Annotated in this window: 17 protein-coding genes; 6 read left to right on the top strand and 11 right to left on the bottom strand. The window is 58.8% G+C overall.

Annotation, left to right across the window (positions count from 1 at the left end; translation table 11 throughout):
* Positions 1-218 precede the first annotated feature (218 nt).
* Positions 219-980 carry a metalloprotease LoiP gene (gene loiP / locus ACYVIT_RS02475; RefSeq protein WP_415805560.1) on the bottom strand — a complete coding sequence of 254 codons (762 nt, stop codon included), beginning with the start codon at positions 978-980 and terminating at the stop codon, positions 219-221.
* A gap of 461 nt (positions 981-1,441) precedes the next feature.
* Positions 1,442-2,254, bottom strand: coding sequence for an alpha/beta fold hydrolase (locus tag ACYVIT_RS02470; protein WP_415805561.1), 813 nt, complete (start codon positions 2,252-2,254; stop codon positions 1,442-1,444).
* A 50-nt stretch (positions 2,255-2,304) separates the two neighbouring features.
* Here ACYVIT_RS02470 and ACYVIT_RS02465 point away from each other — a divergent pair, with 50 nt between their 5' ends.
* The 3 genes from ACYVIT_RS02465 to ACYVIT_RS02455 all read left to right on the top strand — a co-directional run bounded on the left by ACYVIT_RS02465 (position 2,305) and on the right by ACYVIT_RS02455 (position 5,562).
* A complete protein-coding gene (locus ACYVIT_RS02465; RefSeq protein ID WP_415805562.1) occupies positions 2,305-2,640 on the top strand; it encodes an ArsR/SmtB family transcription factor in 336 nt (111 codons plus the stop codon).
* A gap of 296 nt (positions 2,641-2,936) precedes the next feature.
* Positions 2,937-4,094, top strand: a complete 1,158-nt coding sequence (locus tag ACYVIT_RS02460; protein WP_415805563.1) for an STY4528 family pathogenicity island replication protein — start codon at positions 2,937-2,939, stop codon at positions 4,092-4,094.
* Positions 4,095-4,698: 604 nt separating this feature from the next.
* The gene (locus tag ACYVIT_RS02455; protein WP_415805564.1) at positions 4,699-5,562 is read left to right on the top strand and encodes a phage integrase N-terminal domain-containing protein; all 864 of its coding nucleotides are present in this window, start codon (positions 4,699-4,701) and stop codon (positions 5,560-5,562) included.
* 6 nt (positions 5,563-5,568) lie between these two features.
* Here ACYVIT_RS02455 and ACYVIT_RS02450 read toward each other — a convergent pair whose 3' ends face one another.
* The 9 genes from ACYVIT_RS02450 to ACYVIT_RS02410 form a co-directional block, all read right to left on the bottom strand.
* The gene (locus tag ACYVIT_RS02450; RefSeq protein ID WP_415805565.1) at positions 5,569-6,279 is read right to left on the bottom strand and encodes a M48 family metallopeptidase; all 711 of its coding nucleotides are present in this window, start codon (positions 6,277-6,279) and stop codon (positions 5,569-5,571) included.
* Positions 6,279-9,404, bottom strand: a complete 3,126-nt coding sequence (locus ACYVIT_RS02445; RefSeq protein ID WP_415805566.1) for a type I restriction endonuclease subunit R — start codon at positions 9,402-9,404, stop codon at positions 6,279-6,281. The genes ACYVIT_RS02450 and ACYVIT_RS02445 overlap by 1 nt, the downstream gene beginning before the upstream one ends.
* Positions 9,405-9,408: 4 nt before the next feature.
* A complete protein-coding gene (locus tag ACYVIT_RS02440) occupies positions 9,409-10,464 on the bottom strand; it encodes a PDDEXK nuclease domain-containing protein (protein ID WP_415805567.1) in 1,056 nt (351 codons plus the stop codon).
* Complete coding sequence (locus ACYVIT_RS02435) at positions 10,461-12,362, bottom strand: restriction endonuclease subunit S (RefSeq protein WP_415805568.1); 1,902 nt, start codon at positions 12,360-12,362, stop codon at positions 10,461-10,463. Before ACYVIT_RS02435 ends, ACYVIT_RS02440 begins: the two co-directional genes overlap by 4 nt.
* Positions 12,353-15,133, bottom strand: coding sequence for a type I restriction-modification system subunit M (locus ACYVIT_RS02430; protein ID WP_460478145.1), 2,781 nt, complete (start codon positions 15,131-15,133; stop codon positions 12,353-12,355). Before ACYVIT_RS02430 ends, ACYVIT_RS02435 begins: the two co-directional genes overlap by 10 nt.
* Positions 15,130-16,236 carry a Fic family protein gene (locus tag ACYVIT_RS02425; RefSeq protein ID WP_415805570.1) on the bottom strand — a complete coding sequence of 369 codons (1,107 nt, stop codon included), beginning with the start codon at positions 16,234-16,236 and terminating at the stop codon, positions 15,130-15,132. The genes ACYVIT_RS02430 and ACYVIT_RS02425 overlap by 4 nt, the downstream gene beginning before the upstream one ends.
* Before the next feature lie 348 nt (positions 16,237-16,584).
* Positions 16,585-17,796 carry a tyrosine-type recombinase/integrase gene (locus tag ACYVIT_RS02420; protein ID WP_415805571.1) on the bottom strand — a complete coding sequence of 404 codons (1,212 nt, stop codon included), beginning with the start codon at positions 17,794-17,796 and terminating at the stop codon, positions 16,585-16,587.
* Positions 17,797-18,003: 207 nt separating this feature from the next.
* Positions 18,004-19,095 (bottom strand): redox-regulated ATPase YchF, encoded by a 1,092-nt coding sequence (gene ychF, locus ACYVIT_RS02415; protein ID WP_415805572.1) that lies wholly within the window; start codon positions 19,093-19,095, stop codon positions 18,004-18,006.
* A 180-nt stretch (positions 19,096-19,275) separates the two neighbouring features.
* Positions 19,276-19,707, bottom strand: coding sequence for a VOC family protein (locus ACYVIT_RS02410; protein WP_415805573.1), 432 nt, complete (start codon positions 19,705-19,707; stop codon positions 19,276-19,278).
* Between the two features lie 751 nt (positions 19,708-20,458).
* Between ACYVIT_RS02410 and ACYVIT_RS02405 the strand changes: the two genes are divergently transcribed.
* The 3 genes from ACYVIT_RS02405 to ACYVIT_RS02395 are packed head-to-tail and all read left to right on the top strand — an operon-like array spanning position 20,459 to position 26,324.
* Positions 20,459-21,736 (top strand): nucleotide sugar dehydrogenase, encoded by a 1,278-nt coding sequence (locus ACYVIT_RS02405; RefSeq protein ID WP_415805574.1) that lies wholly within the window; start codon positions 20,459-20,461, stop codon positions 21,734-21,736.
* A 44-nt stretch (positions 21,737-21,780) separates the two neighbouring features.
* Positions 21,781-24,261: a hypothetical protein gene (locus ACYVIT_RS02400; protein WP_415805575.1), complete on the top strand. Its 2,481-nt coding sequence runs from the start codon at positions 21,781-21,783 to the stop codon at positions 24,259-24,261.
* Positions 24,258-26,324, top strand: a complete 2,067-nt coding sequence (locus ACYVIT_RS02395) for a glycosyltransferase (protein ID WP_415805576.1) — start codon at positions 24,258-24,260, stop codon at positions 26,322-26,324. Before ACYVIT_RS02400 ends, ACYVIT_RS02395 begins: the two co-directional genes overlap by 4 nt.
* The last annotated feature ends 22 nt before the right edge of the window (positions 26,325-26,346 follow it).

Below are 26,346 nucleotides of genomic sequence, written 5' to 3'. Positions count from 1 at the left end.
TCTACATGGCCTTCATTCGATTTATGAATAGTTGTGCTATAGCGAACGGGCTCCACCAGGATAACCGCGCACTATCCTGGATGTTGAATGAGGATGGCAGAAAGCACTGAGCCGATGTCCGCACATGGCGGACATCGGCTCAAAAGTTTGGATGGATACCGGACTCAGGCCATCAGTCCGGTATCCATCAAACCGGCACTATCGCAAGATAGCTTGGTTTACTTGCTGGCGTCGATACGAGCCTGCATGCGTGCTGCGCGATCCGGCGAGGACGGGTGCGAGCTGAACATGCTGCTCTCGCCGCCATCGAGCTTGGCCAGCTTCTGGAACGCGGTCACCAGGCCTTCGCGCTTCATCTTTTTCTCGGTCAGCAGATCGAACGAATAATTGTCAGCATCCAATTCTTGCGATTGCGAGAACTGCGCATTGATGAACGACTCGGTCATCTCACCCAATTGCGAGGAATTCAACGCGGTAGCAATGTTGTTGCCCGAAGCGTTAGCGGCTTCACGCGCAGCAGCGACAGCGTAAGCAGTCTGCATGGCTTTCTTGGAGTGGCCCAAGGCGACGTGGCCCATTTCGTGACCAATCACGCCACGCAGTTCGTCGTCGTTCATCAAGTCCATCAGGCCGCTGTACACACGCACGCAGCCGTTGCCCATTGCCCAGGCGTTGACGTCTTCGGTCAGGTAGACCTTGTAGTTGACCTTTTGGCCGTTCAGGGTCATGTTGCCAAAGCCTTTCATGACCTTGGTCAGACGCTTGCTGTATTTGTTGCCAGCCGGGGCGACCTTGGAGGTCTGATCGCTCTCTTTGCACGAGACATCGGACAGTTGCACGATCTGCGCGTCGGTCAGGGTGGCCGCCGAGTACAGGTTAGAGCCGGCCGACATCGCGCTGTCGAGATTCATGCCGCTGCAACCAGCCAAAAACACGCTGGCAGCCAACGCCGTAGCTATCAATTTGGTTTTGCTTTTCATTGTTCGAGATCCTCTTCTCACTGGGCACATTATGTGGGACGTCATTGCATTCTCTCGGTACGCCGCTCTCCCGTCCCTTGGCGCATACGCGTGCCGGCATCTGCCGGCCTGGACCGATTAAAAATTCGCAGGCTCGACTGTAATGACAAGTGTCTGATCGTTAGGTGTTATACGTTTTCGAATTGCAACCAAAAACTTAACGTTATATGGCATGAGGTGACAAAAAAAGGCCGAGCCTTCCTGTCATACGTGGCGTGACGGCGGCGAAATCCCTGGAGATTCATGGGCATGCCAGCGGATCTGTCGCTACTCGGGAGAGGCGGCCCCATGCCGAGCGCAGTGCAGCCATTCAGCACAAAATGCAACCAAACATGCCAGCATTGATAAGGAATTCAACTGCTTCTCGACCGCGCGCCGACTGAATACTGTGCCCTTGGTCGATGACGGCACCACTACCCTTCTTAGTCGAGTCGTTTCAGAACTGCCGCCACAATCGCCTCCGGCCGATCCTCCTGGACCAGATGTCCTGAATCAGGCACGGGAATGCACTCAGCGTCGGAGATCGCTGCCGCGAGGGCCACTCCCTTGTCAAAGGGTATCCATTCATCGTTCCGCCCCCACAGGACCGTCACCGGGCATTCCATCCGCGCGTACTGTTGTTCGATCTCGTCGGTGAATTTCTGATCCATCTGCGCAATTTGACGATAGAAGGCGGGTTGGCCGACGGGCCCCAGCCATGGCGCACTGTAGATATCCAACGCCTGTTCGGACAGCGTGTTGTAGGCGGCGGTCTGTAAATAGGCTCGCAGCAGCGCCCGATGCATATAGTCTGGCATCCCGGAGAAGGCTATTTCATGCTTGCGCACATGTTGGACCAACGGCGACCCCCACGGGGCGAGAGCAACCGCGTCAAAGATCGTCAGGGATCTGTAGCGCAAGCCGTTCAGATAGTAGGCACGCAGCGCCGTAGCCCCACCGAAATCGTGCGCAAGCACATCCGGACGGTCGAGGCCCCATTCCGAGAACAGGACAGCAAGGACCTTGTTCTGTACGGCCAGTGACACGTCCTGCCCCTCGCGCATCTCCGATAGTCCATAGCCGACCAGATCAAAATAGTAGATGGTTCGGCGATCAGCGAGCTGCGGCACTATCCTGCGCCAGACCTGCGAGGAAAAGGGTGTGCCGTGAATCGCCACCAGCGGCGGCCCGCTCCCGATCTGGCCCCAGCGGACGGCGTTTCCTTCGATGATCGTGGTATTGGGTAGATCCAACATGGCATCACTCATATCGTCAGTTAGCTAAATGACAATATATAATCGAGACCATGGATAGATCAACCCAGATCAAGGCGATGGCGAGCGAGCAGCGGCTAACCGTTCTTCGACTGTTGGCGGAACCGCAAAAGCATTTTGGGCATCAGTGGTCGGCCGATCCGATCGAGTTCGGTGTTTGCATGACCTTGATTGCCGAGGCGCTGGCCGTTGCACAGCCCACGGCCAGCCGGCATTTGGATATTCTCAAACAAGCCGGCTTTATCACCGTGCGAAAACACCTGAAATGGTCGTATTGCAAACGGGATGAGGCCGCGATCAGAGACTATCTGGATTGGCTCGCGGCCGAGCTTTCGTCGACAGTTGAGATGAAGGCCGCGGGACGCTGAACGAACCGTCAGACGTTGATCACACGTTTAAACGTTGATCGGTCGGCAAAGGGCCGTGAATGCTAGGTTTCACGGGGAAATCGCGGCACGGCCTTTGCGGGAATCGCTGGAAGTACCCCCAGTTGTACCCCCATAGGGGTATCGGGATGATAGATCAGTCTGGATGCCGGTGCCAGCGCTGCGCCTGCCGGATAAAACGGGTATGGCGCAGACCGCATTGTTGGCTGACGCCTGGAACGGTACGCGATGAGATGCAAGGGAACGGGCCGCTGGGGCCCAGACCTCGGAGAACTCTCATGGCAGACCATCACACCCGCCACAACCCGCTGGGGCAAGATGCCCTGTTCACCACGCCCGCCTCGCTCATGCTCGATGCTCGCCTCACGCCGCTGGAGCGCAATGGCTGGCAGGTGCTGCGCATGCTGCGCTCTGCGGAGGGCATCAGTCCGCTGGCAAACCTGGGGCAGTTGCGTCGCTATCTCACCTCTACCCCGCTGGGGCAGCGGGCCGGGTACGAGACGGCCCGGCGCGTTCTCGTCGTGCTTCGGCTGACGGGATGGATCAGTCTGGTGGGCCAGCAACGCGATCCTCTGACCGGCCATGTGCTCAGCGAGCTGTATCAGGTTCACGAAAGCGCCCTGGACTTCCAACAAGCCTGCGCGCTCGATGCCAGTCTGCCCGCGCTTCTGCAAGCCTCCATCGGCCACGAAAACAACCAGGTAGATCGGGTGGCCGTCCACATTCAGGCAACGCTGGCACAGGCACCTGAAGCCGCCTCGATTGCGACCCACGATCAGCGTCACGATGACGATGATTTGCCCCCTACGTCGCCGTCGCAGGCGAGCGAGGCAGCCGACCCACTGCCATTACCTGGCGATTCCGCTGGCAGCACGCTTGTTCCGCAACAGACCGGACACGCTCGCCACATGACGGCTGAGCAGGGCAGTACGTATAAGACGTATATGTATAAAAAAGAACGTACGTACCGCGCGCGCGAAGGCAACGGCGATTCAGCATCGCAGTCGGTGAGCTTGCCGCCTTGCCTGAGCAATGCCCAGGCCGATCAGCAAAAGGACGTGCAGGCCGCCTTACGGCGGCTGCCGCCCCAGCATCGCCAGGAAGTACTCGACGAGTTGCAGGCACGCAGCCAGAGCGGCACCGTGCGCAATATCGTGGCCTACTTCTTCGCCTTGGTGAAGCGCGTCTTTGCGGGCGAATTTCGCCTGTGGGCAGGTCGTAAGGAGATGTCTGCCGCGAACCGGCCTGCCAAAAATCGGCCTGCTGGTGCACCACGCACCGAAACCCGCCCGGAACCCACTGCGCCACCGGCATCGCGTGAAACTGCCCTGGCGCACATCGCCAACATCCGCAAGATGCTGAACGCCTCGGCGAACGCTGGAGACATCGCGGCACAGGCAATGCAGGCCAGGGGATGGCAACCGCGTCCTGCGTAGCAAATGCTGCCGCGAAACGGGTCGTCACTGCCAGCCGCAGTGACGACCGCGTCCACGCCAGCAACAATGCGGGCGAATGCCGAATCCTATTGCGTGCGGCAGACATGATGATGGCCGCCCTACACTGACCGGGCAGTTGCCAAGACCGATGGGCTTCGTACATCGCCCCCCCCCCGACAGCGCAGGTTCCTGCAAGCGCTGGCCCCTCAGGGCGGAACCACCCCAGGTATGCCCAGGCTCCGACCGCATACCGGCCCTACCCAAGGGCGGAGCCTTCTTCGTCTGTTTGAACTCATCCCTACCACGCCGCCTGGCGCACTGTCCTTTGCGGCAATTACCTGTGCGCAATGCACAGGACTCCCGCTGCTTTTCTCATCCCACTCTCTTTCATAGGAGGACTTGTCCACGTTCACATCACTTTCGTCTTGTATTACCTCCGTCCAGGCTTCCAACAGGGAGCAAGACGGACGCCTCATTCGAGGCCCTGGTGTCTCCTGAACACCATGCCCTTGCCCTCACGGGATCTCGCCTTGGCGAGTTGGCACCAACACTAACCACTGAATTTCAGGACAACGCAGTACGGCGCTTTGCGTGGAGGCCGGAAGTGGACGACTTGACCTACACCCTGCGGCAGCTTTGCCAGCGCAACCGTGACGGCAGCTACAACACACAGGCCGACCGGATGCGTTCTCTCGCGCTGGCTGCGCGACAACTACGCGAGGCCGGTTTCCGGCAGATGAAGGCTTCGTCGCTCAAGGGCAAGCACGTCCAGGCGTTGCTGGACCGCTGGCAAGGCGAAGGTTTGTCGTCTGGCACTATCAAAAATCGGCTCTCCCACCTGCGCTGGTGGGCGGAGAAGATCGGCAAGGCCGGCATCCTACCCTCGGACAACACACAGCTTGGTGTGCCCGAACGTCGCTATGTGACCAATATCAGCAAGGCTCGCGAACCGGATGACAGGCTGGCCAGGATCACTGATCCCCACGTCCGTGTAAGCCTACGCTTGCAGGCCGCCTTCGGTCTGCGGCGGGAAGAATCCATCAAGTTCCAGCCCCGTCACGCTGACGGTGGCGACCACATCGCCATCAAGGGTTCATGGGCCAAGGGCGGACGCGACCGGACAGTGCCGATCACGACGCCGGAGCAGCGTGCGGTGCTGGACGAAGCTCATCGGCTGGCAGGGCCGGGCTCGCTGATCCCGGCGCACAAGACCTACATCCAGCAGCGGCATGTTTACGATGGCCAGTGCAAGGCGGCGGGGTTGAGCAACATGCACGGACTGCGGCATCGGTATGCGCAGATGCGGTATGAGATGCTGATGGGGTGGAAGGCGCCTGTGGCCGGGGGAATTCATTATTCGGCCCTGTCTGCTGAACAACGCCTACAAGACCACCAGGTCCGACTACATATCAGTCTTGAACTAGGACATGGGCGAGTCGGTGTAGTCTCGATTTATCTTGGCCGGTAGCAATATTCAAACAGTCTGTCCCAGCGGTAGCGCATTCAGTTCCGCACGAGCATCCCGCCAGGCAGGATAGTGTTGGGTCAGCAACGATATGAACCGCTCACTGTGCGTCGGCTCGATCAGATGGATCATTTCATGCACAATCACATATTCAAGCAAGTCACGAGGCTTCTTGGCCAGTTCCGTGTTGAGCCGAATGTGGGCCTGGCGATGATTGCAACTACCCCATTTGGTTTTCATCCGTTGCAGGAAGTAGCCATTGACCTTCACGCCGATACGTGGTTCCCAGTATTCGATCAGGGGTGAAATGGCCTGGTGTAGCAAACCGCGTTGCCAGCGTTGATAGATGGCTTCGCGCTTGGCTGCATTGGTGCCGGGGCGCACATGCAGGGTGATGCGACGGTGGTCCATCTTCACTGAAGGTGGGGCATCGCGCTCCAGCACCGTGAGCAAATAACGGCGTCCCCAGACGTAATGGCTTTCTCTGGTGACGAACTGGCGAGGAGTTTCGCGGGACTGTGCCTGCAATTGCGCCTGTTGCTGGCGAATCCAACGCAGCTTGGAAACAGCATAGGCACGAGCAACTTCCAGCCGCGTGCCTATCGGGGCCACCAGCGTCACCGCACCCTCGGGCGGATGCACGGAAAGATGGACATTCTTCACAGCCTTGAACGTGACGGCGATGTCCAGTTCCCCCAGACGTATGTGCGTCTGCGTCATCAGTAACCCGGCTGATTTCTCAGCAAATCGAACAGTTTGAGCGTGGCCTCGCGGTTCTTCCCAGTCAACGGGTGCAGGAAATTCTGCACGATGCGCTCCTTGGCTTCATCGCCACGCCATCCTGCCGGGGCTTCGTCACACATCAAACGGTCGATCTTCAGCGCCATCAGGGCCAGCGGGTCGCCGTAATCCGCCTGTGGCTCTTTGATTACACCATCCGCATTGGGCAACACATCGCCGGAAATGATGTCAGGCAGATTGCGATAAATCACCAGCGCACCTGCATTGCCGCGCAACATGGCGGGTTCATCGATATCGTGTTGTTTCGCGCGGTGCTTCTTCAGTATGTCTTCCGCCTTGCTCAGGAATGATTCGTAGGCCTCAGTGCCTTCACGGCTTTGCTGGATTAGGTCATCGAGCAGCTTGGACATCTGTTCGTAAAAGCGCGGATCGGTCAGGCGATCTCGGATGATGGTCTTGCGGACGTTGTTGATGATGGTTTCCGCAATGGCATTCTTCGACAGCTTGCCCTTCTCGTTGAGCCTCTTGGCGATGGCATTGTGGATGCCGGTCTCGATAATCAGCTCGGTCAGCGACAGTTCGGCCAAGTCCCCCAACGCCTGCGCTGGCTCGGCCTGAATATAAGTGTTGATGAGGTGGCGCATGTCGGCCTCATAGGGCTTGATGTCCAGCTCTTCGCCGCTGTAATGCTTGATGGCCGAACGCACCTCGGCATAGAACTCGGTTTCCCACCGCAAGGTGTCGGCTTCGCTGTCGGAGTAACCCGCCTCGGTCAGGTTCTGGGCGATGTCCGCGAAGGCACGCAGATAGGTCGCCACCGCCTTGTAGAAGGCAATGCGCAACGCCTCGCTTTCCAGCAGCGCCTCCGGATTCCCGGCATGGCCGCAGAAATAGTGGATGAACTGCTCCAGATCTCGCGGCTGCGGAACCGGCTCGCACAGGTAATGCAGCGCTTCACGGGCTTCGTCCAGTTGCTTGCGGCCTTCCTCCAGCCAGTTCTTCAGGTGGACGTTGTTCTCGCCGCCGTTGCCCGTGTCGATGTCCAGTTCGTCGGAGCTGTACACCGCAATGGCCTGTTGCACGTCACCAAACAGCTCCTTGTAATCGACGATATGGCCATAGTCCTTGTCGTCACCGTCGAGCCGGTTGGTACGGCAGATGGCCTGGAACAGGTTATGGTCGTGCAGTTCGTTGTCTAGGTAGATGTAGGAGCAACTGGGTGCATCGAAACCAGTGAGCAGCTTGCTGACCACGATCAGCAGCTTCATGCTGGCAGGCTCTTCGATGAAGCGTCGCTTGGTTTCGTCTTCGTACTGTTTGGTGGTCTGGCCGGCACGCAGCACATGCTGCTTGTAGGTGTCGTATTTGTAGCGTTCGTCGCTGCCGGCCGATTCTTTCGAGATGGCAACCGGGTTGGGTTCGTACGAGGTGATTATGCCCACATAGGGGCCGAAATGCGTGTTCTGGAACAACCGGAAGTAATGGCAGGCATCGTAGATCGAAGCTGCCACCAAAATCGCCGTGCCGCGATCATTGTCCAGGCGAGGCTTGAGGCTGAAATCTTCGATGATGTTGGCGACGATGCGATCCTTGCGCTCCTTGGCGCTCATCAGCTCTTCCATCGTGGCCCAGCGCTTGCGCAGGATGGACTTCTGGAAATTGTTCAGTCCGCGCGTTTTCTTCTCGAACCAGGCATCGATGGCCTTGCGTGAGGTCAGCCGCTGCGGCACATCCCGCGCCTCATACTTCAGGTCCAATACCACCTTGTCGGCCACGGCTTCGTGGAACTTGTAAGTGTGGATATACGTGCCGAATACTTCGCGGGTGGTCTGCCGATCCTTACGCAACAATGGTGTGCCAGTGAAGCCGATGAAGAGGGCGTCGACCAGCCAGCGCTTCATCTGCTTGTTCATGTTGCCGCCCTGGGTGCGGTGGCACTCGTCCACGAATACATAGAAACGCCCATGGATGGGCGGTGGCTCGCCCTTGAGATCGGCCGCATCGAATTTGTGGATCAGAGCGCACAACAAGCGCGGTGTGGTAGCGCTGAGTTTTTGCACGAAGTCTGCCCGTGAGGTAATGCGTGGTGGAGTCGCCCCTTCCCCAATCACCCCGGCATTGCGCATCACGCCTTCGATCTGCTTGTCCAGCTCGTCGCGGTCGGTTACCACCAGCACCCGTGCCTGCGGATCATGCTCCAGCAACCACTTGGCCAACAACACCATCAGGATGCTCTTGCCGCTGCCCTGGGTGTGCCAGATCACGCCACCCTCGCGTTTGGCGATGCGTTCCTGCGCGGCCTTGATGCCCTGGTACTGGTGCTGCCGGGGCACCTTCTTGAAACCCGCATCGAAGATCACGAAGTTGCGGATCAAATCCAGCAACCGCGCCTTCTCGCACATCTGCGCCAGCGGGCGATCCAGCAGCGCGCCCGCTGTTGCCATGGCTGACGGTTGTTCATCCTTCCACTGCACGAAGAATTGTTCCGGTGTGCCGGTGGTGCCGTAGCGCAGGCCTTGCGAATCGCTGCCCGCCAGCAGCAACTGCACCGTGCTGAAGAAGCCCTGATTGAAGGTTTCCTCCTGATTGCTGCACAACTGGCGAATACCATCGCCCACATCCACCGAGCTGCGCTTGAGCTCGATCACCGCCACCGCCAGGCCATTGATGTACAAAACGATGTCCGGCCGGCGGGTGCTCCCGCCCCGTAGCGTCACTTCCTCAGCCAACGCGAAGTGATTGAGCTCGGGCTGCGCCCAGTCGATCAACTGCACTGTCTCATGCGATTGGCCCGCCGCGATCTGCACCGGCACGCCGTAGCGCAGCAACTGGTAGGTACGCAGGTTGGCCTGGTAGGGCGTGATGCCGGTAACATCAACCGCGACTTCCAGCTTCTGCAAGGCGGCGCTGATGTGAGCGGGCGAGTACCCGCGAGCGGCCAAATTGGCGCGCAGCAACCCGGTTTCGATGGCGCGGTTGTGGTCGCGCTTGCTCCAGTTGCTCAGGTGTTCGTAGGCCAGGCCGCCATCGGCCAGTGGGGTAGTGAACAGCCGCGCTACGCGGTTCTGTGATGTGCGCTCGGAGCGCGGCATGGGTTGGGTCATCGCATCATTCCTCGGCGCCATCATCCGTGGGCTTGCCCAGCTCCCGCTCGATCTGTTCGATCGTCGGCAGGCTGGTTTGCAGCTCTTGCGGCAGGAATTCCACCAACTTGTATTCGGCAATGCCCATCGGCTGCGATTTGTCGCCCAGGGCGTACTCGGCCACCACTTTGTTCTTGCTCTTGCACAGCAGCAGGCCAATGCTCGGATTGTCCTGCGCGTGCTTCACCTGCCGATCCACCGCCGTCAGGTAAAAGCCCAGTTGTCCCAGGTGCTCGGGCTTGAACTTGCCCGCCTTCAGTTCGATCACCACGTAGCAGCGTAGCTTGAGGTGGTAGAACAACAGGTCGATGAAGAACTCCTCGCCGCCCACGTCCAGCAACACCTGTCGGCCCACGAAGGCGAAGCCCGCACCCAGTTCCAGCAGGAAATCGGTGACGTGCTGTACCAGCGCGTTTTCGATCTCGCGTTCCTGTGCTTCCTCGCCCAGGCCGAGGAAATCGAAGCGGTACGGATCTTTCAGCGACTCGATGGCCAGATCGGACTGCGGTGCAGGTAGGCGCTGATCGAAGTTGGTGACGGCTTTGCCCGTGCGCTCCAGCAGGCGGGTTTCGATGTGGATGTTGAGCACATTGCGCGACCAGCCATGTTCGATGGCCGCGCGGGCATAAGCCAGGCGCTCCGTTGGCGCTTTCAGGCGATCCAGCAATACCAAGTTGTGACCCCAGGGCAATTGTGCAGCAGCCTGCTGCACAATTTCGGCGTCCGGCCAAGCCTCGGCAAACGCCCGCATGTACTTGAGGTTGCGCGGCGAAAAACCCTTCATCTCCGGGAAGGCTGCACGCAAGTCATGTGCCAGCCGCTCGATCACCTTCGCGCCCCAACCCTGCTCGGCCTGCCGCGCCAGGATGTCACGGCCGATCTGCCAGTACAGGCTCACCAATTCCCGATTGACCGCCAACGCCGCACGCTGCTGTGCGGTGTGAATGCGGCCCTTCAACTCGGTTAGCCAGTCGGCGTAACCGTGTGGGGCTGGAGTCAGGGCGGCGGGCTTGTCGATCATGGCAAGGTCACTCCTTGGGGCACAAAATCTTTTTCTCGCATCCAGGCAAGCGCCTTCAGCCAGCGATCCTCAGGTATACGTTGCTTCGCTTCGTGCCAGTTGTGCAGCACCTCGTGCACAATCATTTCATCGGAGACGGTTCCTTTCTCACGCAGCAAATCGCTCCATGCTGCCAGTAAGGTGGCGACGATTTCGCATTTTTCCGTTTTCGCTGTTTTGAACGTGCTCAGAATGTTCTCAAGGGTCTCGACGATCCCAGAAAAATGCCGCTCGAAGTAGGGTTTGTGTCCGCCACGCTTCGCCAGTGGCACGTATTGGTAACGCCCATCTTGCTTGCGCGCCTCGAACCACTGCTGCTTCTGCAACTGGCTGTCTATCGAGCGCAGCGCCCGATTGTCATAGGGGCCAGCAGCCTTGCGGTGGTAGGTAGAGCCGGTGTCCACCTCACACAGATGCTCGGCGAGGAACATCATCTTCTCGAACTTGACGTGACCGAAAGTCGGCTGGTCGTGCAACTGGTCGATGATTTCGGCAGCCAGCACGCTTCTCAGGAAATGGACATTTGCCTTGCGTCCTTCCGTTTGTGCCGCCGCTTCCTCGTCAGGCTTTTCGGTAGACTTGACCAGCCGCGTCCTGCCGGTCAGCAGTTCCTGCATCATGGCCTGCTTGAGGGCGCGGGTTTTGATGTGGCGAGTTTCGAGGGCTGTGATTTCGGCTTCCATGTCGATGAGCAAAGAGGAGATAGCCTGCTGCTCATCAATACCAGGAAGCCTCAATTCAGCGCTGGCGATATGTGCTCGATTCGTCGCATAAACCTTTGTGCCGGCGGCAAGTTGCCGAAGGTGATCGCGGAACTTTGGGATGAACTGGATATAGGCTTTGAAATCATCTGCCAGCACACTCTTGTCAAATCTAATTGCGATGGTATGCAACCCCGACACCAGATCGACGCCCGTCGCATTTTGGATTTCAACCGATTTGCCAATGCCATCCATATCCTCAGATGCGTCAGCAAAAATGAGGTCACCATTTTGCAGACGATCCAAGCGACTCGCCTTGACGCGCGGGAGGCTAGGCATTTCTACGCTGACAGGATCAAGCATCACTTGTGAAGATCCGTGGATGTCGCCGTAATGCAAATATAGAACATCATCACTCCAAGAAAGCTCGGCACGCGAATTCACACCGTTCTTCAGGAAGGTCAGATGATCTCCCAACCGCTTCACCTCCCAATCCCCACTAAACCCCGGCAGGCGGGTTTGGCCGGTGAGGAGTTGCTGCATGGTGGCCTGTTTGATGGCGCGCTTTTTGGCGATCAGGCGATCCAGTCCGTCCAGCAGCGCGTCCATGTCGCCGAGGGCGGTGGCGATGGCGCGTTGCTCAGCGATCGGTGCGATAGGAATCCGTACGCGTCCGAGAATCTTCTGATTCAACGACGGCATCGTCGTGCCAATGGAGTTTTTCAATAGCCACGACTTAACTAATGTGCCTCTGAACTGTGCAGCCAAATACGCAGGCTGATAGTTTGCGGTTGGGCGAACGCATATTCCATCAGATCCGAGGAACCAGCCATCCTCTTTTTGGGTCACCAATGACGAGCGATCAACAGCCCCCTTCCTACCGAACACAATATCGCCAGTACGAAGCAAATATTGCGGAATACGCTTCGTCACCTCTCTGGGGATGCGGGGGGTGTTCTGTCCGACACGGAAGTACCCATCGCCAATTTCACCTACGGAAATTTGAGGCACACCATCGCCATCTGTGTATTCGCTAGCCTTCAACAACGTTCCAAATGGGCCAGTGATAATTTTTGAAAAGTCGTGTGCCTCACATGCACACCAATCCTCAGGAATCACCCCCACTTCCGTCATCTTGTACCCCGGTTTCACTTCCATGTCGTCCCCATTTTCTTCAGGTGCGTTTCCACCTTGGCGCTGAGGGAGGCCACCTCATCTTCCAGTTTGGGCAGCGGTGTTTCGTAACGTTCGGCCAGTTCGCGGATGCGTTGGGCCAGGGTCTGCGAGATGCGATCCAGTTCCTGCTGCACATCGTCTTGCAGGCGGGTCAGCCATTTGTCTTGCACCACCAGCGTTTTCACCTCGGCTTCGCTGAGGTTTAAGTAATGGTCATGCGCTTGCCGGTCGAGTTCAGCGTCCAGCGTTTTGACGGTTTTCTTCAATGCGGCTTCGCGGGCGCTGAGTTGCTGCCACTGCTTGAGCACGACGCGTTCGTCGACGCTATCGGGATCATTGCCAATTTCGGCAAGGCGATCCTTCACCTGCGCGGCGTTGATCTTGTCGAAGCCTGCGAAGGAGCCGTCTTCGCCGTCGTGCTCTTCTTCCAGTTCGGAGATCTGGCTGGCAATGCTTTCAAGCTCGGCCTGTTTAGCGTCCAGTTCAGCCTGCTCGTCGGCAAAGTAGTGGGCGACGATGTAGGGCTTGGGCAGCAGGTCGCAAGTCCAGCCCTTATCCTTGGTCTTACCCTTCTTGTCGGTTTCAACGATGCGCCGGGGCAGTGCCACCCAGCCATCGGCGGCGATCAGGTAGGCGTCGTCCTGCATCGTTTCGGCCCAGTAGTCCATCAGGTGCTGGTAGATGTCGTAGGGGTCGAGCAGCGGCGCGGCCTGGAAGGTGGTGAGCAGGGTTTCGGAGACCTGCGCGATCAGAGCCTTGGGTTTGTCGCCGGGCTGGATGCCGGTGAGCAGCGGCGTGACGGCCTGCTGCCATTTGCCGAACAGAGTTTCGACCTTGCTGCGGAAGTGCTGGAACTGCGGGTGGGCGAGGATGATGGAACGCACTTCGGCCATCGGTTGGCGCAGCCGCGCATAACCGGGACGCTCGGCCTCGAACAGTGCCTGGCGTAGGGCGGGCATTTCCTGCCAGTCGGCGGCGAAGGCGTCGATGTCGCGTTCGGGGATGCCGCCGTTGAGATGCGCGTCGATGTCGTGCAGGTCTTCCGGCTCGCTACTGTTGATATAGCGTGGCAGGTTGAGGTTGTAGTCGTTCTTGTTGCTGGCAATTTCGTCCAGCGGCACCATGCGCGCATAGCGCGGCTCGTCCACGCCACGGCGGAAGGTATCGACGATGCGGTGGATGTCCTGCTCGCGCAGGCGGTTCTTGGGGCCGTCCTTGATGAAACCTTTGCTGGCGTCGATCATGAAGATGCCCTTACGGGCGCTAGCGTTTTCCTTGTCCAGCACCAGGACGCAGGCAGGAATGCCGGTGCCGTAGAACAGGTTGGCGGGCAAGCCGATGATGCCCTTGAGGATGCCGGAGCGCACCAGTTGCCTGCGGATATGGGCTTCCGCATTGCCGCGGAACAGCACGCCGTGCGGCAGGATGATGGCACCCTTGCCGGTGGTGGCCTTCATGCTGCGGATGATGTGCAGCAGGTAGGCGTAGTCGCCCTGCTTGGCGGGCGGCTCGCCCCAGGTGAAACGGAGGTACGGATCGTTGGCTGGGCTGAGGCCGGTAGACCATTTCTTGTCGGAAAACGGCGGATTGGCGACCACGTAGTCGTAGGCACGCAGTTGCTCGCCGTCCTTGAACTTGGGATTCACCAGTGTGTCGCCACTGAGGATGGTGGCGCTGGGGAAGTCGTGCAGGATCATGTTCATCCGCGCCAAACCGGCGGTGGTCACGTCCTTTTCCTGCCCTTCCAGGGTGATCTGTCGGCCTGCCTCGGCAGCCACTTTCAGCAGCAGCGAGCCCGACCCGCAGGTTGGGTCGTAGGCGGTAGTGGAGGCCCGGGTGTTGGTGTGCGAGATGCCGATAACCTGGGCGATGACGCTGCTGACTTCGGACGGCGTGTAGAACTGGCCCTTGCTCTTGCCGGAATCCTGCGCGAAATGGCGCATCAGGTATTCGTAGGCATCGCCGAGCAAATCGTCGTTGTCGGCACGGTTGTTGGCGAAGTTCAGCTCGGGCTTTTCAAAGATGGCGATCAGGTTGCCCAGCCGTTCGACCATGGCTGAGCCTTCGCCGAGCTTGTTGGGGTCGTTGAAGTCGGGGAAGTCGCTGCGCGCCAGCTTGGTGTTGGCGTCGATCAGCTTCTGGATGACCTGGGTGTTGATCTTGTCGCCAATGTCGTCCTTGCCCTTGAGCGCCACCATGTCCTTGAACGAGGCGCCGGACGGAATGACCACGGGCGGGGCAAAGTCGTCGCTGTTGCCGTACTTGTCGCTGATGTACTTGATGAACAGCATGAACAGGACGTAGTCCTTGTACTGGCTGGCGTCCATGCCGCCACGCAGTTCGTCGCACGATGCCCAGATGGAACTGTAGAGGTCGGATTTCTTGACGACGCCGTTACGTGGGGTATGAGTCTTGGCGGCAGGGGTAGCAGTTGCTCGGTCCCGCGATGACGAATCTGCTTTCGTCTTTGTCTTCAGGTACGGCACGGCGGCTTCGCGTACTTCCAACGATGTCGCTGATTCTTTGTTGGCCGTATAGGCTGTCGTAGCCAGGGCAACCGAACCGCCGCGCCCTCGACCGGGAATGATCCGCCCCTCCTCGATCAGTTGCTGCTTGATGCTGTCATAAGTGGATTCCTGCCATCCCAACGCCTCTCGGAGCCGCTGATTCCCAGCGGAACCTCCCACGGCTTTGAGCTTGCTGATAAAGCGGTCAGTCTTCTGTTCGGTGCTTGTCACTTCAATATCCATCATTGTTGCCGGCCCGCTTGTTTGGATACCGGCCCTCTGTTTTCTGTGGCGTCCTGTACGTCAACGAGATGGATCCATTTCGCCCCGCGTCCCTTGCCCGTTGATTCGATCAAACCCTCTGCTTTCATCGCTCGCAGCACCAATCGCACCATGTCCCGACTCACACTTGGGCAAGCTTCTTCAACCTCGGAAATCGAAAATGGCAGAGTGCGCCCTAGGACTTCCGCCCGCACCCGGTCGCCTTTGCTGCCACGCCCCCGCTCGATGGTGCCGACACGCTCCTCAAACTCACGGCAAGCCCGCAGCAAGGCGCCCCAGAAGTAACCAAGCCAGGGCTTTACGTCGTGCTGCCCCTGGTGCCATCCCTGCGAACTGGCTTCCAGCGTCTCGTAATAACCTTCCTTGGTGTCCTCGAAGATGCGTTCCAGACTGATGTAGCGACCCACGGCATAGTCGAAGTGGTAGAGCAGCAGCAAGGTCAACAAGCGGGACATGCGACCGTTGCTGTCGGGGAAGGGGTGGATGCACAGGAAATCGAGCATCGCCAGCGGCACCAGTACCAGGGGGTCGGCCAGGTGCTGATCCAGTGCGGTAGCGTAGCGCCCTGTCAAATCAGCCATGGCCATCGGCGTGAGATGCGTAGCCACCGGCTGGAAGCGCAAGCGCGAAGTGCCATCCGGGTGACGCTCGATGATGTCGTTGTTGGTAGCTTTCCAGCGCCCACCCGCCTGCGGCATGTAGCGGTATAGCAGGGTGTGCAGTTGCAGCACTACGCCTTCGCTGAAGGGCATGTGCGCGGCCGATTCGTGGATCAGCGCCAGCGCATCACGGTAGCCGGCGATCTCCTGTTCAGAACGGCTCTTTGGCGTTGTGTTGCGGAAGACCAGAGACTTCAACCGCGAGGGCGCTACGACAACACCTTCCAGCCGGTTGGATGACTCCGTGGACTCCACCGCCGCGATCTGGCGTAGCCCCTTTAGGGCTTCGGGCGACTGCGCGGCGAAGAATTGCTGCTTCCCCTGGTACTCGCCCAGTGTGCGCAACGCGGCGGCCTGGGTGCCGTCAAAGCGAAGTGCGGCAAGGTACTCAGGTGTGAGCGAGTGCATGAAAATGTAAGCCTGAGCTGTGTAAACAGGGGCAATCATAGCTTATAAATGGGGTATTATCTCTAAAAATACCTCTTTACCTGTGTTTGACTACCCCATTTCCTGATCATTGGATCGGTCGTGAGAGGCTTGTATAGCCGACCAAGAAGGAAATGAGCGACATGAATCTCAAAAGGGGCAATAAATTCAAAATTACCCCATTTAATCCATTGTTTACCCCATTTCCCAGCGATCATCCTCGGGCAAAGGAAATGGCAAGGGAACGGCACCCAAGGGGCAACGGCCCTACCCAGAAAAGGAAAAGGCCGCACCTGTCTAATCGTTCTGCAACAATCGGCGAAGTTGCCCCTATATCGTGCCACTGCCCTCCGCCGCACTCAGGTAGTCCGCCCAGTCCTGCAACAGTGTCCTTCTCTGATCCAGCAGCAGCGCCTTGTTGTACGTCGCCCGCACCTTGTTGCTTTCCACGTGGGCAAGCTGCCGCTCAATCGCATCAGGCCGGTATCCGTTCTCATTGGCCCAGGTTGAAAAGGTCGTCCGCCAGCAATGCGGCGTCGTGCCCCGGCCCAGGTTCATGTCGCGCATGGCGTAGGTGAGCCGGTTGGGCGTGGTGAAGCCCTTGCCGCTCCGGTGTGGGAACAAATAGCGGCCACCGCCCGTGATGCACTGCAAATCCTTCAGTACGGTAATGGCCTGTGCAGACAACGGGCTGACATGGTCGCGCCGCGCTTTCATCTTCGCCGCAGGCCGACGCCACAACACATCCTCAAAGTCGAACTCGTCCCACTCGGCATCCGCCGCTTCCCCTGGACGGCAGGCGGTCAGCGCAATCAGCCGCAGGCACAACGAGGTTTCCGGATAGCCCCGGTAGCCGCGCAACTCCTGATAGAACTTCTGGATTTGCTCTCGCGTCATCGCCGACTTGCTCTCGCTGAACGGCACGCGTAGCAGCCCACGCAGGCTGAGAATTGGATTTGCCTCGACCAGGCCCCGCACCACCGCAAACTCAAAGATCGCCGAAAGATCACCTTTGACATGGATTGCCGCCCACGCGCCATGGGCCTTGCATTCCTCCAACAGCGGGCGAATCTGCTTCACGCCAATGTCGCTCATCGGCATCCCATCGAACTTGGGCGACAGATACTTCCTGATGCGGGACTCTTTCGTACGGTAGGAACTGAGCGCAAAGACAGGCTTGATCTCGGCCAGGTAAGCCTGCACTACCTTGGCGAACGAGCTTTCACGAGCACGCCTGCGTTCCTCCAATGCTTCCAGGTTGCGCTGCTTGATCTGTTGCCGCTCATGGGCAGGATGGACGCCTTGCTTGACCAAGGCTCGCGCCTTCTCGCGGGCCGCGCGCGCCTCCGCAAGACTTACTTGAGGAAAGCCGCCAATGGCAAAGAGATTCTCCTTGCCCTGCAGGCGGTACTTCCACCGCCAGAGCTTGCCGCCGGTGGGCTTGACCAGCAGGAACAACCCCCCGCCGTCTGATAGTTTCCAATCTCGATCAGTCGATTTGGCCGACCTGACCTTGAGGTCGGTGAGTAGGTTTTCGGGCATCGTTGGACTCCACTGCGGGGAGATGTACCCCCACGGTTGAACACGAGTACCCCCAACGCTACCCCCGAATTTTCTGGACCTCGATGAACAATAGGAACGCTCAGCAGACCGTATTGTTTCTGCAACCCATTGATTTACAACGGGCCAATCTGTCTACCAAGCGCTACTGAGCGCCACCGAGATCCAGCCAAAAACGTCAGACGTTGATCACACGTTAAACAAGAAATTCATCACATCGCCATCCTGCACGATGTATTCCTTGCCTTCTGCGCGCATCTTGCCGGCCTCTTTGGCGCCGCTTTCACCTTTGTAGGTGATGAAGTCGTCAAACGAGATCGTCTGCGCGCGGATGAAGCCGCGTTCGAAATCGGTGTGGATGACGCCTGCGGCTTGAGGGGCGGTGGCGCCGACCTTGACGGTCCAGGCGCGGACTTCTTTTACGCCAGCGGTGAAATAGGTCTGCAAGCCGAGCAGGCTGTAGCCCGCACGGATCAGACGGTCCAGGCCGGGCTCTTGCATACCCATGTCGGCCAGGAAAGCGACCTTGTCGGCATCGTCCAACTCGGCGATCTCGGCCTCGATGGCCGCGCAGATCGCGACCACTGGCGCATTTTGCGCCTTGGCGTATTCGGTCAGGCGATCCAGCAGCGGATTGTTTTCAAAGCCGTCATCGCTGACGTTGGCTACGAACATGGCCGGTTTCGCGGTGATGAAACCGAACGACTTCAGCGAGAACATTTCCTCGGCGTCCAGGCCCAGCGCTCGGATGGGCTGGCCAGCGTCCAGCTGTTTCTGGCAACGTTCGAGCAATGCAACCAATTTGGCGGCTTCCTTGTCGCCCGAACGCGCCAGCTTGTTGTTGCGGTGAACGGCTTTTTCGACGGTTTGCAGATCGGCCAGGGCCAGCTCGGTAGAGATGACTTCGATGTCGGCAATGGGATCGACTTTGCCTGCCACGTGGATCACGTTGGTGTCTTCGAAGCAGCGCACCACGTTGACGATGGCGTCGGTCTCGCGGATGTGCGACAGGAACTGGTTACCCAGGCCTTCGCCCTGGCTGGCGCCAGCCACCAGACCGGCGATATCCACGAATTCGACCACGGCGGGGACCACGCGCTCTGGCTTGACGATCTCGGCCAACTGAGCCAGCCGTGGGTCCGGCACTTCGACTACGCCCACGTTGGGCTCGATGGTGCAGAACGGATAGTTTTCCGCCGCGATGCCGGCCTTGGTCAGCGCGTTGAAAAGAGTCGATTTGCCGACGTTGGGCAGGCCAACGATGCCGCATTGCAGAGCCATGGAAATCCTTGATTATTCAGCATGATGCGCCCAACGCAGGGATCATGGTGGCCCGGCTCAGTTGCCGCGCCGCCCAGCCCTGCGCCGCCCCTCGGCGGGGTTTCAAAAGCGCTTTTTTATGCCTGACTTGTCCAAAATTATGTCGATTGTAGCCTTGTCCACACCCTGACGTTCGTGACCTCAGGCGGCACTCGACTTGCGGGGATCGTCGGCGTTGTAGCAAACGAAGGCTAACTTGTTTCCATCAGGATCTCGGACGTAAGCCGCATAGAAGCCCTCCCCATAGTGGGGACGCAAGCCGGGCGCTCCCTCAGATGTTGCGCCGTTGCGCAACGCCAGCGCATAGAGCTCGTCGATGAGCTCGACATCGCACTGAAAGGCGGTCATCACACCGTTGCCCACGTTGGCAGGCTGATCATCGAACGGGTAGCCGGTAATAAACCGGGGGAAAGACTCATCGGCGCTCTTGCCCCATGATGCACACCGCTCATCGAGCCAGCATTGCTCCAAACCCATTGCAGCAAAAATCGGCTCGTAAAACCGTACAGCGCGCGCCAAATCCTGGGTTCCGACCATCGTGTAGGCAATTCCTGCCGTTGCTTGCTTTGCCATGCCTCGCCTCGTTCAGTATTACGCAGCCAGATCCTGACTACAGAATATAAGCCGTGAATTCCGAGTTGGCCCCGCTCGGTATGGAATTCCAGGAAATAGAAAACCAAATCCGATGCAGCTTGGCCTGGACTTATATTTAGTACGCCTCGCGCGGGTTAATGGCTATTAACAGAAGCCATTTGCAGAAAGCGGGATAGGCGGCTAATTGCAACCGCGATTCAAAATATTTCGATTGCGGGTCAGACCGCACCGCCAAGATGAGTTCGATTCTGGATTAACTAAATAATCCCGCGATATATCTCATTAGACCCATTCCTTCATGGGAAGACCAGCGACCTTTCTCCGCAAAGACCTCGATTTGCCGAGATGGACCGAAGATACTGGCCTTATTTCTTTTCAGATTAATTAAATTAAAAAAATAACACAATTTCCTATATTTACTTATAGCAATTTGGATTTAGTCCATATTTCGATCGTGTAATGAATGTAATTATTTACGGGGCTTCAGGGAGTTTATTACAACGATCTTGATGCACTTTCATAGCAATCATAATTTTTTGAAAGAATTTGGTTGTTTGTCCCCTCTACGATTCATCGGCTCGCTACTCAGCACATGTAATTAAGTATCGAGACGTAACTACTCATCAGAGATGGCCTACGGAAGCCCGGAACATATTTGGACAAAAAGTCGCTGCCCAACCATTCCGCCGGCCATCTCTGCCCGTGACGTGATGAAAACAGTGAGGTCCCAGTGGTAAAGAGAATCGCAGTATGTGGCCTTGGATATGTAGGCCTGCCCGTAGCCGTCGCATTTTCCAAACGCTTCGATGTCATCGGTTTCGATGTGGACAAACGGCGAATCGCAAGGCTGAAAGAGGGAGACGACTGGACCGGAGAGATCGAGCGCGAAGCGCTGCTGGCATCACGCATGGTATTCACCGACCAGGTCACGGAACTGAAAGGCTGCGACTTCTTTGTCATTGCTGTACCGACTCCTGTCGATGACAGGAATAATCCCGATTTTTCTTTGCTGGTCAAAGCTTGCCAGTCGATAGGCCCCGTGCTGAGCCCCGGCTGCATCGTCGTCTTCGAATCCACCGTCCATCCTGGCGCCACCGAGGAAATCTGCGGACCGGAGTTGGAGAAAGCGTCGGGCCTGCGCTGCGGGGTCGACTTTAAACTGGGCTACAGCCCCGAACGAATCAATCCCGGCGATCGGGAGCATCCGCTGGAGAAAATCGTCAAGATTGTGTCCGGCCAGGATGAGGAGTCTCTGGAAGTCATCGCCGGTGTCTACGAAAAAATCATCGACGCAGGAGTGCACCGCGCCTCCTCCATCAAGGTAGCCGAAGCCGCGAAGGTGCTGGAGAACACGCAGCGCGACATCAATATCGCGCTGATGAACGAGATGTCGAAGATCTGCGATCTGGTCGGCATTCGCACCTCAGAGGTCTTGAATGCCGCGGGGACCAAGTGGAATTTCCTTAAATTCAGCCCCGGCCTGGTGGGTGGTCACTGCATCGGTGTCGATCCGTATTACCTGACCTCCAAAGCACAGGAGCTGGGCTATCACCCCGAGGTCATCCTGTCGGGACGCCGGATCAACGACGGCATGGCGGCCCACGTTGCATCGCGCGTAGTCCAGACGCTGGCGCGCAACGGCCGCCTCAATGCCTCGATCCGCGTGGGCATTCTGGGGATGACGTTCAAGGAAAACGTGCCCGATATCCGCAATTCGAAAGTGGTCGATCTCTATAACGCGCTCGGCGACTACGGTATTACCCCGGTGGCGTGCGACCCGATGGTCGACGCAGAGCAAATGGAACACGAATACGGCATCAAGCTCGTAGAACGTGACGAATTCCGAGATATGGACGTGCTGATTCTCGCCGTCCCGCACCGTGAAACCATGGAGTCCATCTGGGACGACCTGCCGAGTCTGGTCAAGAGCGGCGGCATGGTGTGCGACTTGAAATCTGTACTCGACAGCAAGCGGCTTCAGCCCGACCTCTTGTACTGGACTCTTTAAGTTCAGGCTCAGCTCAATATTTACCTCTAGAGGAGAGACCCTGAATGGCAGCTTTTACGATCGCTCCAATTGGAACCTGCCGCATCCACACGCCGCTACGCGACGCGGTAGGACGCTACCCCATCAAGCTGCAACTCGGGCGCAACTATGGGTTCGTGCACACCAGCACCGAGGCGCTACAGCAGGTGCGTTTCATGTTGGGCGACTATGATATCCCCGCCGACGTCCAGCGTGTGCTCTTCCGTCCGTCCAATGGCGAGCAGGCTCGCCTTGCGACGCACAAGCCCGCCGATCTCTATATGGTCGAACTGTCGTCGCGCAAACTGCTGACCATCGATGGCTACGCCGTCCAGTCGAACTACCTCGTACGATACTTCAGCGAGTTCTTCGCCGATCGGGCGCGCACCCGCAAGTTCTGGTCGCAGGCCCACCCCGACCGCCTTGCCGAACGGCGCACCTGGCTAGACCAGGATCCGGTCTTTAACAGCCTCTCGTCGGACGATAAAGAGTTGCTGGCCCGCATCGTAAAGCGCGATCTGACGGACGACGAGATCGAGCAGGAAATGCGCCAGCTTGTCGACCTGCTCGGCCAGGACAAGGTCGTGTTCGTCACGCACGTCAACGCGTTGACGCCGGACAACGTACCGATCGAACAACGCGAGCAGTTGATTGCCGCTGTCAACGCGGGTGCGCAGCATATCGGCGTGCCCTGCTACGATCCCACGCCGCAAATGAACAAAATTGGGCAAGCCGAGGCGATGGAGGACGGTGGGCTCGACCTGACTCACTACACGCCGTTGTTTGCCGAGCGCCTGGCGGCTGACTGGTACAAGAACTACATGCGCCCGAAAATGGGTGCATCCACAGCACAGCCTACCGTGCCCAAACTGGCCGCGGAAGAAAGCGTCGATGGGATTGAAAAACTCTGGGACTCGGGCGATCTGCGCGAGGCGTCGCGCCGTGTGCGCGATGTGCTGCGCCGTCATCCTGGCCTGCCCGACCAAGTTGTGCTGCTTGCCAGAATCCAGGAAGAACTGGGCGACTACGAGGGCTCGATTGCGCTTCTGAGCGACGCGGATGGCACCCTGGCATCCGGCAGCAAAGCCGAGCAGATCCTGATGCGCAACCACTTCAAGCTGGGACGGCACGATGTCGCGTACTCGCTCGCGTCTGGTCTGTTGGGTGATGAGATCGAAACTCCAGAGATCGTCCGTATTGCAGCGGTGTCAGGCGGCCAATTGGGCTTTGCGGACGAGGCGCTGGGCAATTGGAAACGCCTGTTCCGCATTTCTGCTGCGCAAGATGCATGGGCGCTGGAGGCGGCCGACACGGTGTTGGCACAATTGCAGTCCAGCGGCGACATGAACGCCGCCATTCGCTGGGTGCATGAAGTCCGCGCGGTGATTCCTGCCTATGGCCGAGGCTTTGCCGTGCTGTGGCGTGACCGGCTGGTGGCAAGAGATCGCTCAGGCCTGCGCACCTTGGCGTCAGAGTCACCCGCGCTCGACGACACGGTGGCCTTCGAGCTCGTCAAGGAGGCCTCGTGGCGAGGTTTCATCATGGCAGCCGCTGCGCTGGCGGTATCGTGCGGCCTGGCAAACAGCGAGCAAGAAGAAATCCGTGCCTGGCTCCTGTCGCAAAGCGCGGCATGGACCGAAGAAGGCACCCGTGCACTCGAAGAAGGACGTCTGCGCGACGCGGCCGAGCGTATCTCCGCCCACCGGCTGCTCAACCCCGACGCGCTGGCAGGAGTCCGTGCGCAACGCGCCTTTGCGCGTTCGATGCGCCTTGGCGTGCGGGCTGCGCTGTTGGCAGGTAATTACCAGGAGGTCATCGACCTCACAGACATCGCGCTCGATACTCAGGTTGAATTCCCTGAACTCGACGCCATGCGTGGCCGCGCGGCAGATGCGTTGGGCGACAAGCAGACGGCCAAGCAGCACCTCGAACAGGCTGCCGCCGCCGAAGCCGCGCCATTGAGCACGCGCTTGCACTTTGCGCGCGTGGCGTTCAACGGCGGCTGGTTCGGTGAAGCCATCGACGCCTATGAGGCTATCCTCGCCCATCCGTCAGCCGACCAGAACGCTAAAGAAGAAGCCGAACGTCAGCTCGGCAGACTCGGTTCCCGCGCGATCCGCGGCGCCCGCGAGATTCTGTCCGCCGGGGATCCGCGCGCGGCCTGGAATCTGTTGGAACGTGTGGCACAGTCGTGGCCACAGATGACCGAAGTGGATCACGAGAAGCGGCGCATCCTGGCCGTCTTGTACGCCGAAGCGCGCGCGCTCGATTCGTCGAGCACAACCGAACGTCTGGCGCTGGGAGAAAAGATTCTGCAACTCGTCCCGGATGATCCCGTCGGCCTGCGCCTGGCCGCCGTGGGCGCCATGCGCCTGCATCGCTTTGATCAAGCCCTGCCCTACTGGCGCATGCTCAAGGAACGGTCGGAAAATCCGGCGCAGTTCGATCACTATATCGAGCGCTGCCTGGTATGGATCGAAAAGCTCAATAGCAGGAAAGCAGCATGAACGACGACGTCCTGATTGCCGAGCAAGAGCACGTCTCGTCCGAACTGCAACGGATTCACACCCAACTCGAGGAAATCGTCACAGCGTCAAACCGGGTCCAGGTGGCGCAGGCCAACCTGGATCGCGCGAAGGCATTGGCGCGCGATCACCTGTCGGACCCGAAGGTACGTTTTCTTTTGCTGAAGCTAAAGGAAGCGGCCGGATTGAACGAGGGCATGTCCGAACAATGGGCGGCGTTGTTGCAAGAGTGTCCGGATGACCTCGAGATCGTCCGCTACCGCGCCACTCGCCTCGTGAAAGAGCGACATATCGACGACGCCCTGGCGTTGGTCGATCGTCATCTGCCCGAGTCGACAAAGAATCCCGACAGACTGCTCGCCAGAGCCAGACTGCTGAGTGACATCCGCGCGCATGAACAGTCGGACGCGCTGTTTCGCCGGCTGATCTCGCAATATCCTGATCGCAATAAAACGGTGGAGTTCGCCAAGCGTCTGCGTAAACGCGGATTGGTGGCCGACGCATTTGAAACGATCGCGCCGGTCGCCGAACAGCTGGCTCCCGGCAGCAAGGCGGCAGAACTTGCCGATGAACTAGCCAGCGACTTTGCTTTCTACCAAGCGCTGGAGCCTCAAGGCAGCTTGGCCGGCAAGGACATCAAGATAGTGTCGATGAAGCATGCAATTCTGCATTTTCGCGATCGGCATATCCCGGAAAGAACCCCCGACAAGCCGATCTCGGTCGCGCTGGTGACGGGCAGCCTTGGACCTGGCGGCGCAGAGCGGCAACTCACCCGGCTTGCCAGCGAACTGACCCGCATGGCGAATGCGCCGGAGCAGAGGCTCCCCACCGTGGTCGTACGGCCGAAGAAGGTCGAGGTACTGGTGAAGCAACACAGCGAACCTGCCGGCTCCAGCAAAAAACAGGGACTCGATTTTTTCCTGCCTGTCCTGACCAAGGCGCAGATTCCGGTTACGGAAATCAATCATCTGCCGGCTGTTTCGGTCGCGCATCAACCCGTGTCCGATGACAACCTGAGCCGCTTGCTGGAACAATTGCCGCCGCCCGTGCACTATGGTGTGACGCGCCTCGCGCCGGTATTGCGAGAAAATTCGTTTGACGTGGTGAGCCTGTGGCAGGATGGCACGTGTCTCTTTGGGGCCCTGGCGGCACTCCTGGCTGGAGCGCCGGTCATACACCTGGTGTTTCGCGGGTTGCCACCCAACATCCGAAAGGACCGCTTTCGCGAAGAGTATCCCGAGCTGTACCAGGCGCTGGCACAAGTGCCCGGCGTACAGTTCATGAGCAATAGCCGCAAGGCGGCCGAAGCCTATGCGGAATGGCTCGGCATTCCCGTCGTGCGCTTTCACGTGCTCTACAACGGCGTGCCGGATCTGTCGACCGACGCCTCGGTCGCCGATGAACAGAAGTGGGAGGCTTTCCAGGAAAGCACCGCCGACGCTACCGAAACCATCGGTGGCGTATTTCGCCTGGAGCCTGACAAGCGGCCACAGCTGTGGATCAAATTGGCAGCGCTCTACCTGAAACAGCGTCCGCAAGCGCGTTTCGTCATCGTAGGTGACGGGCGTCTGCATGACAATATTGTGGCATTGGCAGAAGAGCTGCACGTGACGAATCGATTGCTGCTCGTCGGCCTGTCGAATCACGTGGGCTTCTGGTATTCGCGTATGGATGTGAGCGTACTGCTGTCGCGCTATGAAGGCCTGCCGAACGTGCTGATCGAAGCCCAGCTGCTGGGAGTGCCCGTGGTCTCGACACCCGCCGGTGGTGCCGGAGAGTGCTTTGAGGAAGACGTGACGGGCCACCTCCTGAGCGATGTGGAGCACCCGGACATGCACGAGGCGTGCGAGAAAGTCGTCTCGATGGTGGACAAGGTGCGCGATGACGAAGCCTTGAGAGAGCAGAGCCGCCAGCGCGCGCAAAGGCTGTTTTCGCTGGATGCAATGCTGAGCAAGTTCCTCGGCTTGTGTGCGCCGCCCGTCATGCCCATGCCCGAGAACGATGAGTGCGTCGATATCGAGCCGATGCAACGAAAACTGGCCTGATTGCACACTCGTTTTTCCGCGT

It is taken from the genome of Bordetella muralis (assembly GCF_054781015.1).
This window is presented reverse-complemented; position numbering and strand designations above follow the sequence as displayed.

Excerpts from the sequence above, each read along its gene's own strand:
- ACYVIT_RS02440 (WP_415805567.1), bottom strand. The coding sequence starts at position 10,464 with ATGATCGACAAGCCCGCCGCCCTGACTCCAGCCCCACACGGTTACGCC.
- ACYVIT_RS02460 (WP_415805563.1), top strand. The coding sequence starts at position 2,937 with ATGGCAGACCATCACACCCGCCACAACCCGCTGGGGCAAGATGCCCTG.
- ACYVIT_RS02450 (WP_415805565.1), bottom strand. The coding sequence starts at position 6,279 with ATGACGCAGACGCACATACGTCTGGGGGAACTGGACATCGCCGTCACG.
- ACYVIT_RS02420 (WP_415805571.1), bottom strand. The coding sequence starts at position 17,796 with ATGCCCGAAAACCTACTCACCGACCTCAAGGTCAGGTCGGCCAAATCG.
- ACYVIT_RS02435 (WP_415805568.1), bottom strand. The coding sequence starts at position 12,362 with ATGGAAGTGAAACCGGGGTACAAGATGACGGAAGTGGGGGTGATTCCT.
- ACYVIT_RS02470 (WP_415805561.1), bottom strand. The coding sequence starts at position 2,254 with ATGTTGGATCTACCCAATACCACGATCATCGAAGGAAACGCCGTCCGC.
- ACYVIT_RS02445 (WP_415805566.1), bottom strand. The coding sequence starts at position 9,404 with ATGACCCAACCCATGCCGCGCTCCGAGCGCACATCACAGAACCGCGTA.
- loiP (WP_415805560.1), bottom strand. The coding sequence starts at position 980 with ATGAAAAGCAAAACCAAATTGATAGCTACGGCGTTGGCTGCCAGCGTG.
- ACYVIT_RS02410 (WP_415805573.1), bottom strand. The coding sequence starts at position 19,707 with ATGGCAAAGCAAGCAACGGCAGGAATTGCCTACACGATGGTCGGAACC.
- ychF (WP_415805572.1), bottom strand. The coding sequence starts at position 19,095 with ATGGCTCTGCAATGCGGCATCGTTGGCCTGCCCAACGTCGGCAAATCG.
- ACYVIT_RS02425 (WP_415805570.1), bottom strand. The coding sequence starts at position 16,236 with ATGCACTCGCTCACACCTGAGTACCTTGCCGCACTTCGCTTTGACGGC.
- ACYVIT_RS02465 (WP_415805562.1), top strand. The coding sequence starts at position 2,305 with ATGGATAGATCAACCCAGATCAAGGCGATGGCGAGCGAGCAGCGGCTA.
- ACYVIT_RS02430 (WP_460478145.1), bottom strand. The coding sequence starts at position 15,133 with ATGATGGATATTGAAGTGACAAGCACCGAACAGAAGACTGACCGCTTT.
- ACYVIT_RS02400 (WP_415805575.1), top strand. The coding sequence starts at position 21,781 with ATGGCAGCTTTTACGATCGCTCCAATTGGAACCTGCCGCATCCACACG.
- ACYVIT_RS02395 (WP_415805576.1), top strand. The coding sequence starts at position 24,258 with ATGAACGACGACGTCCTGATTGCCGAGCAAGAGCACGTCTCGTCCGAA.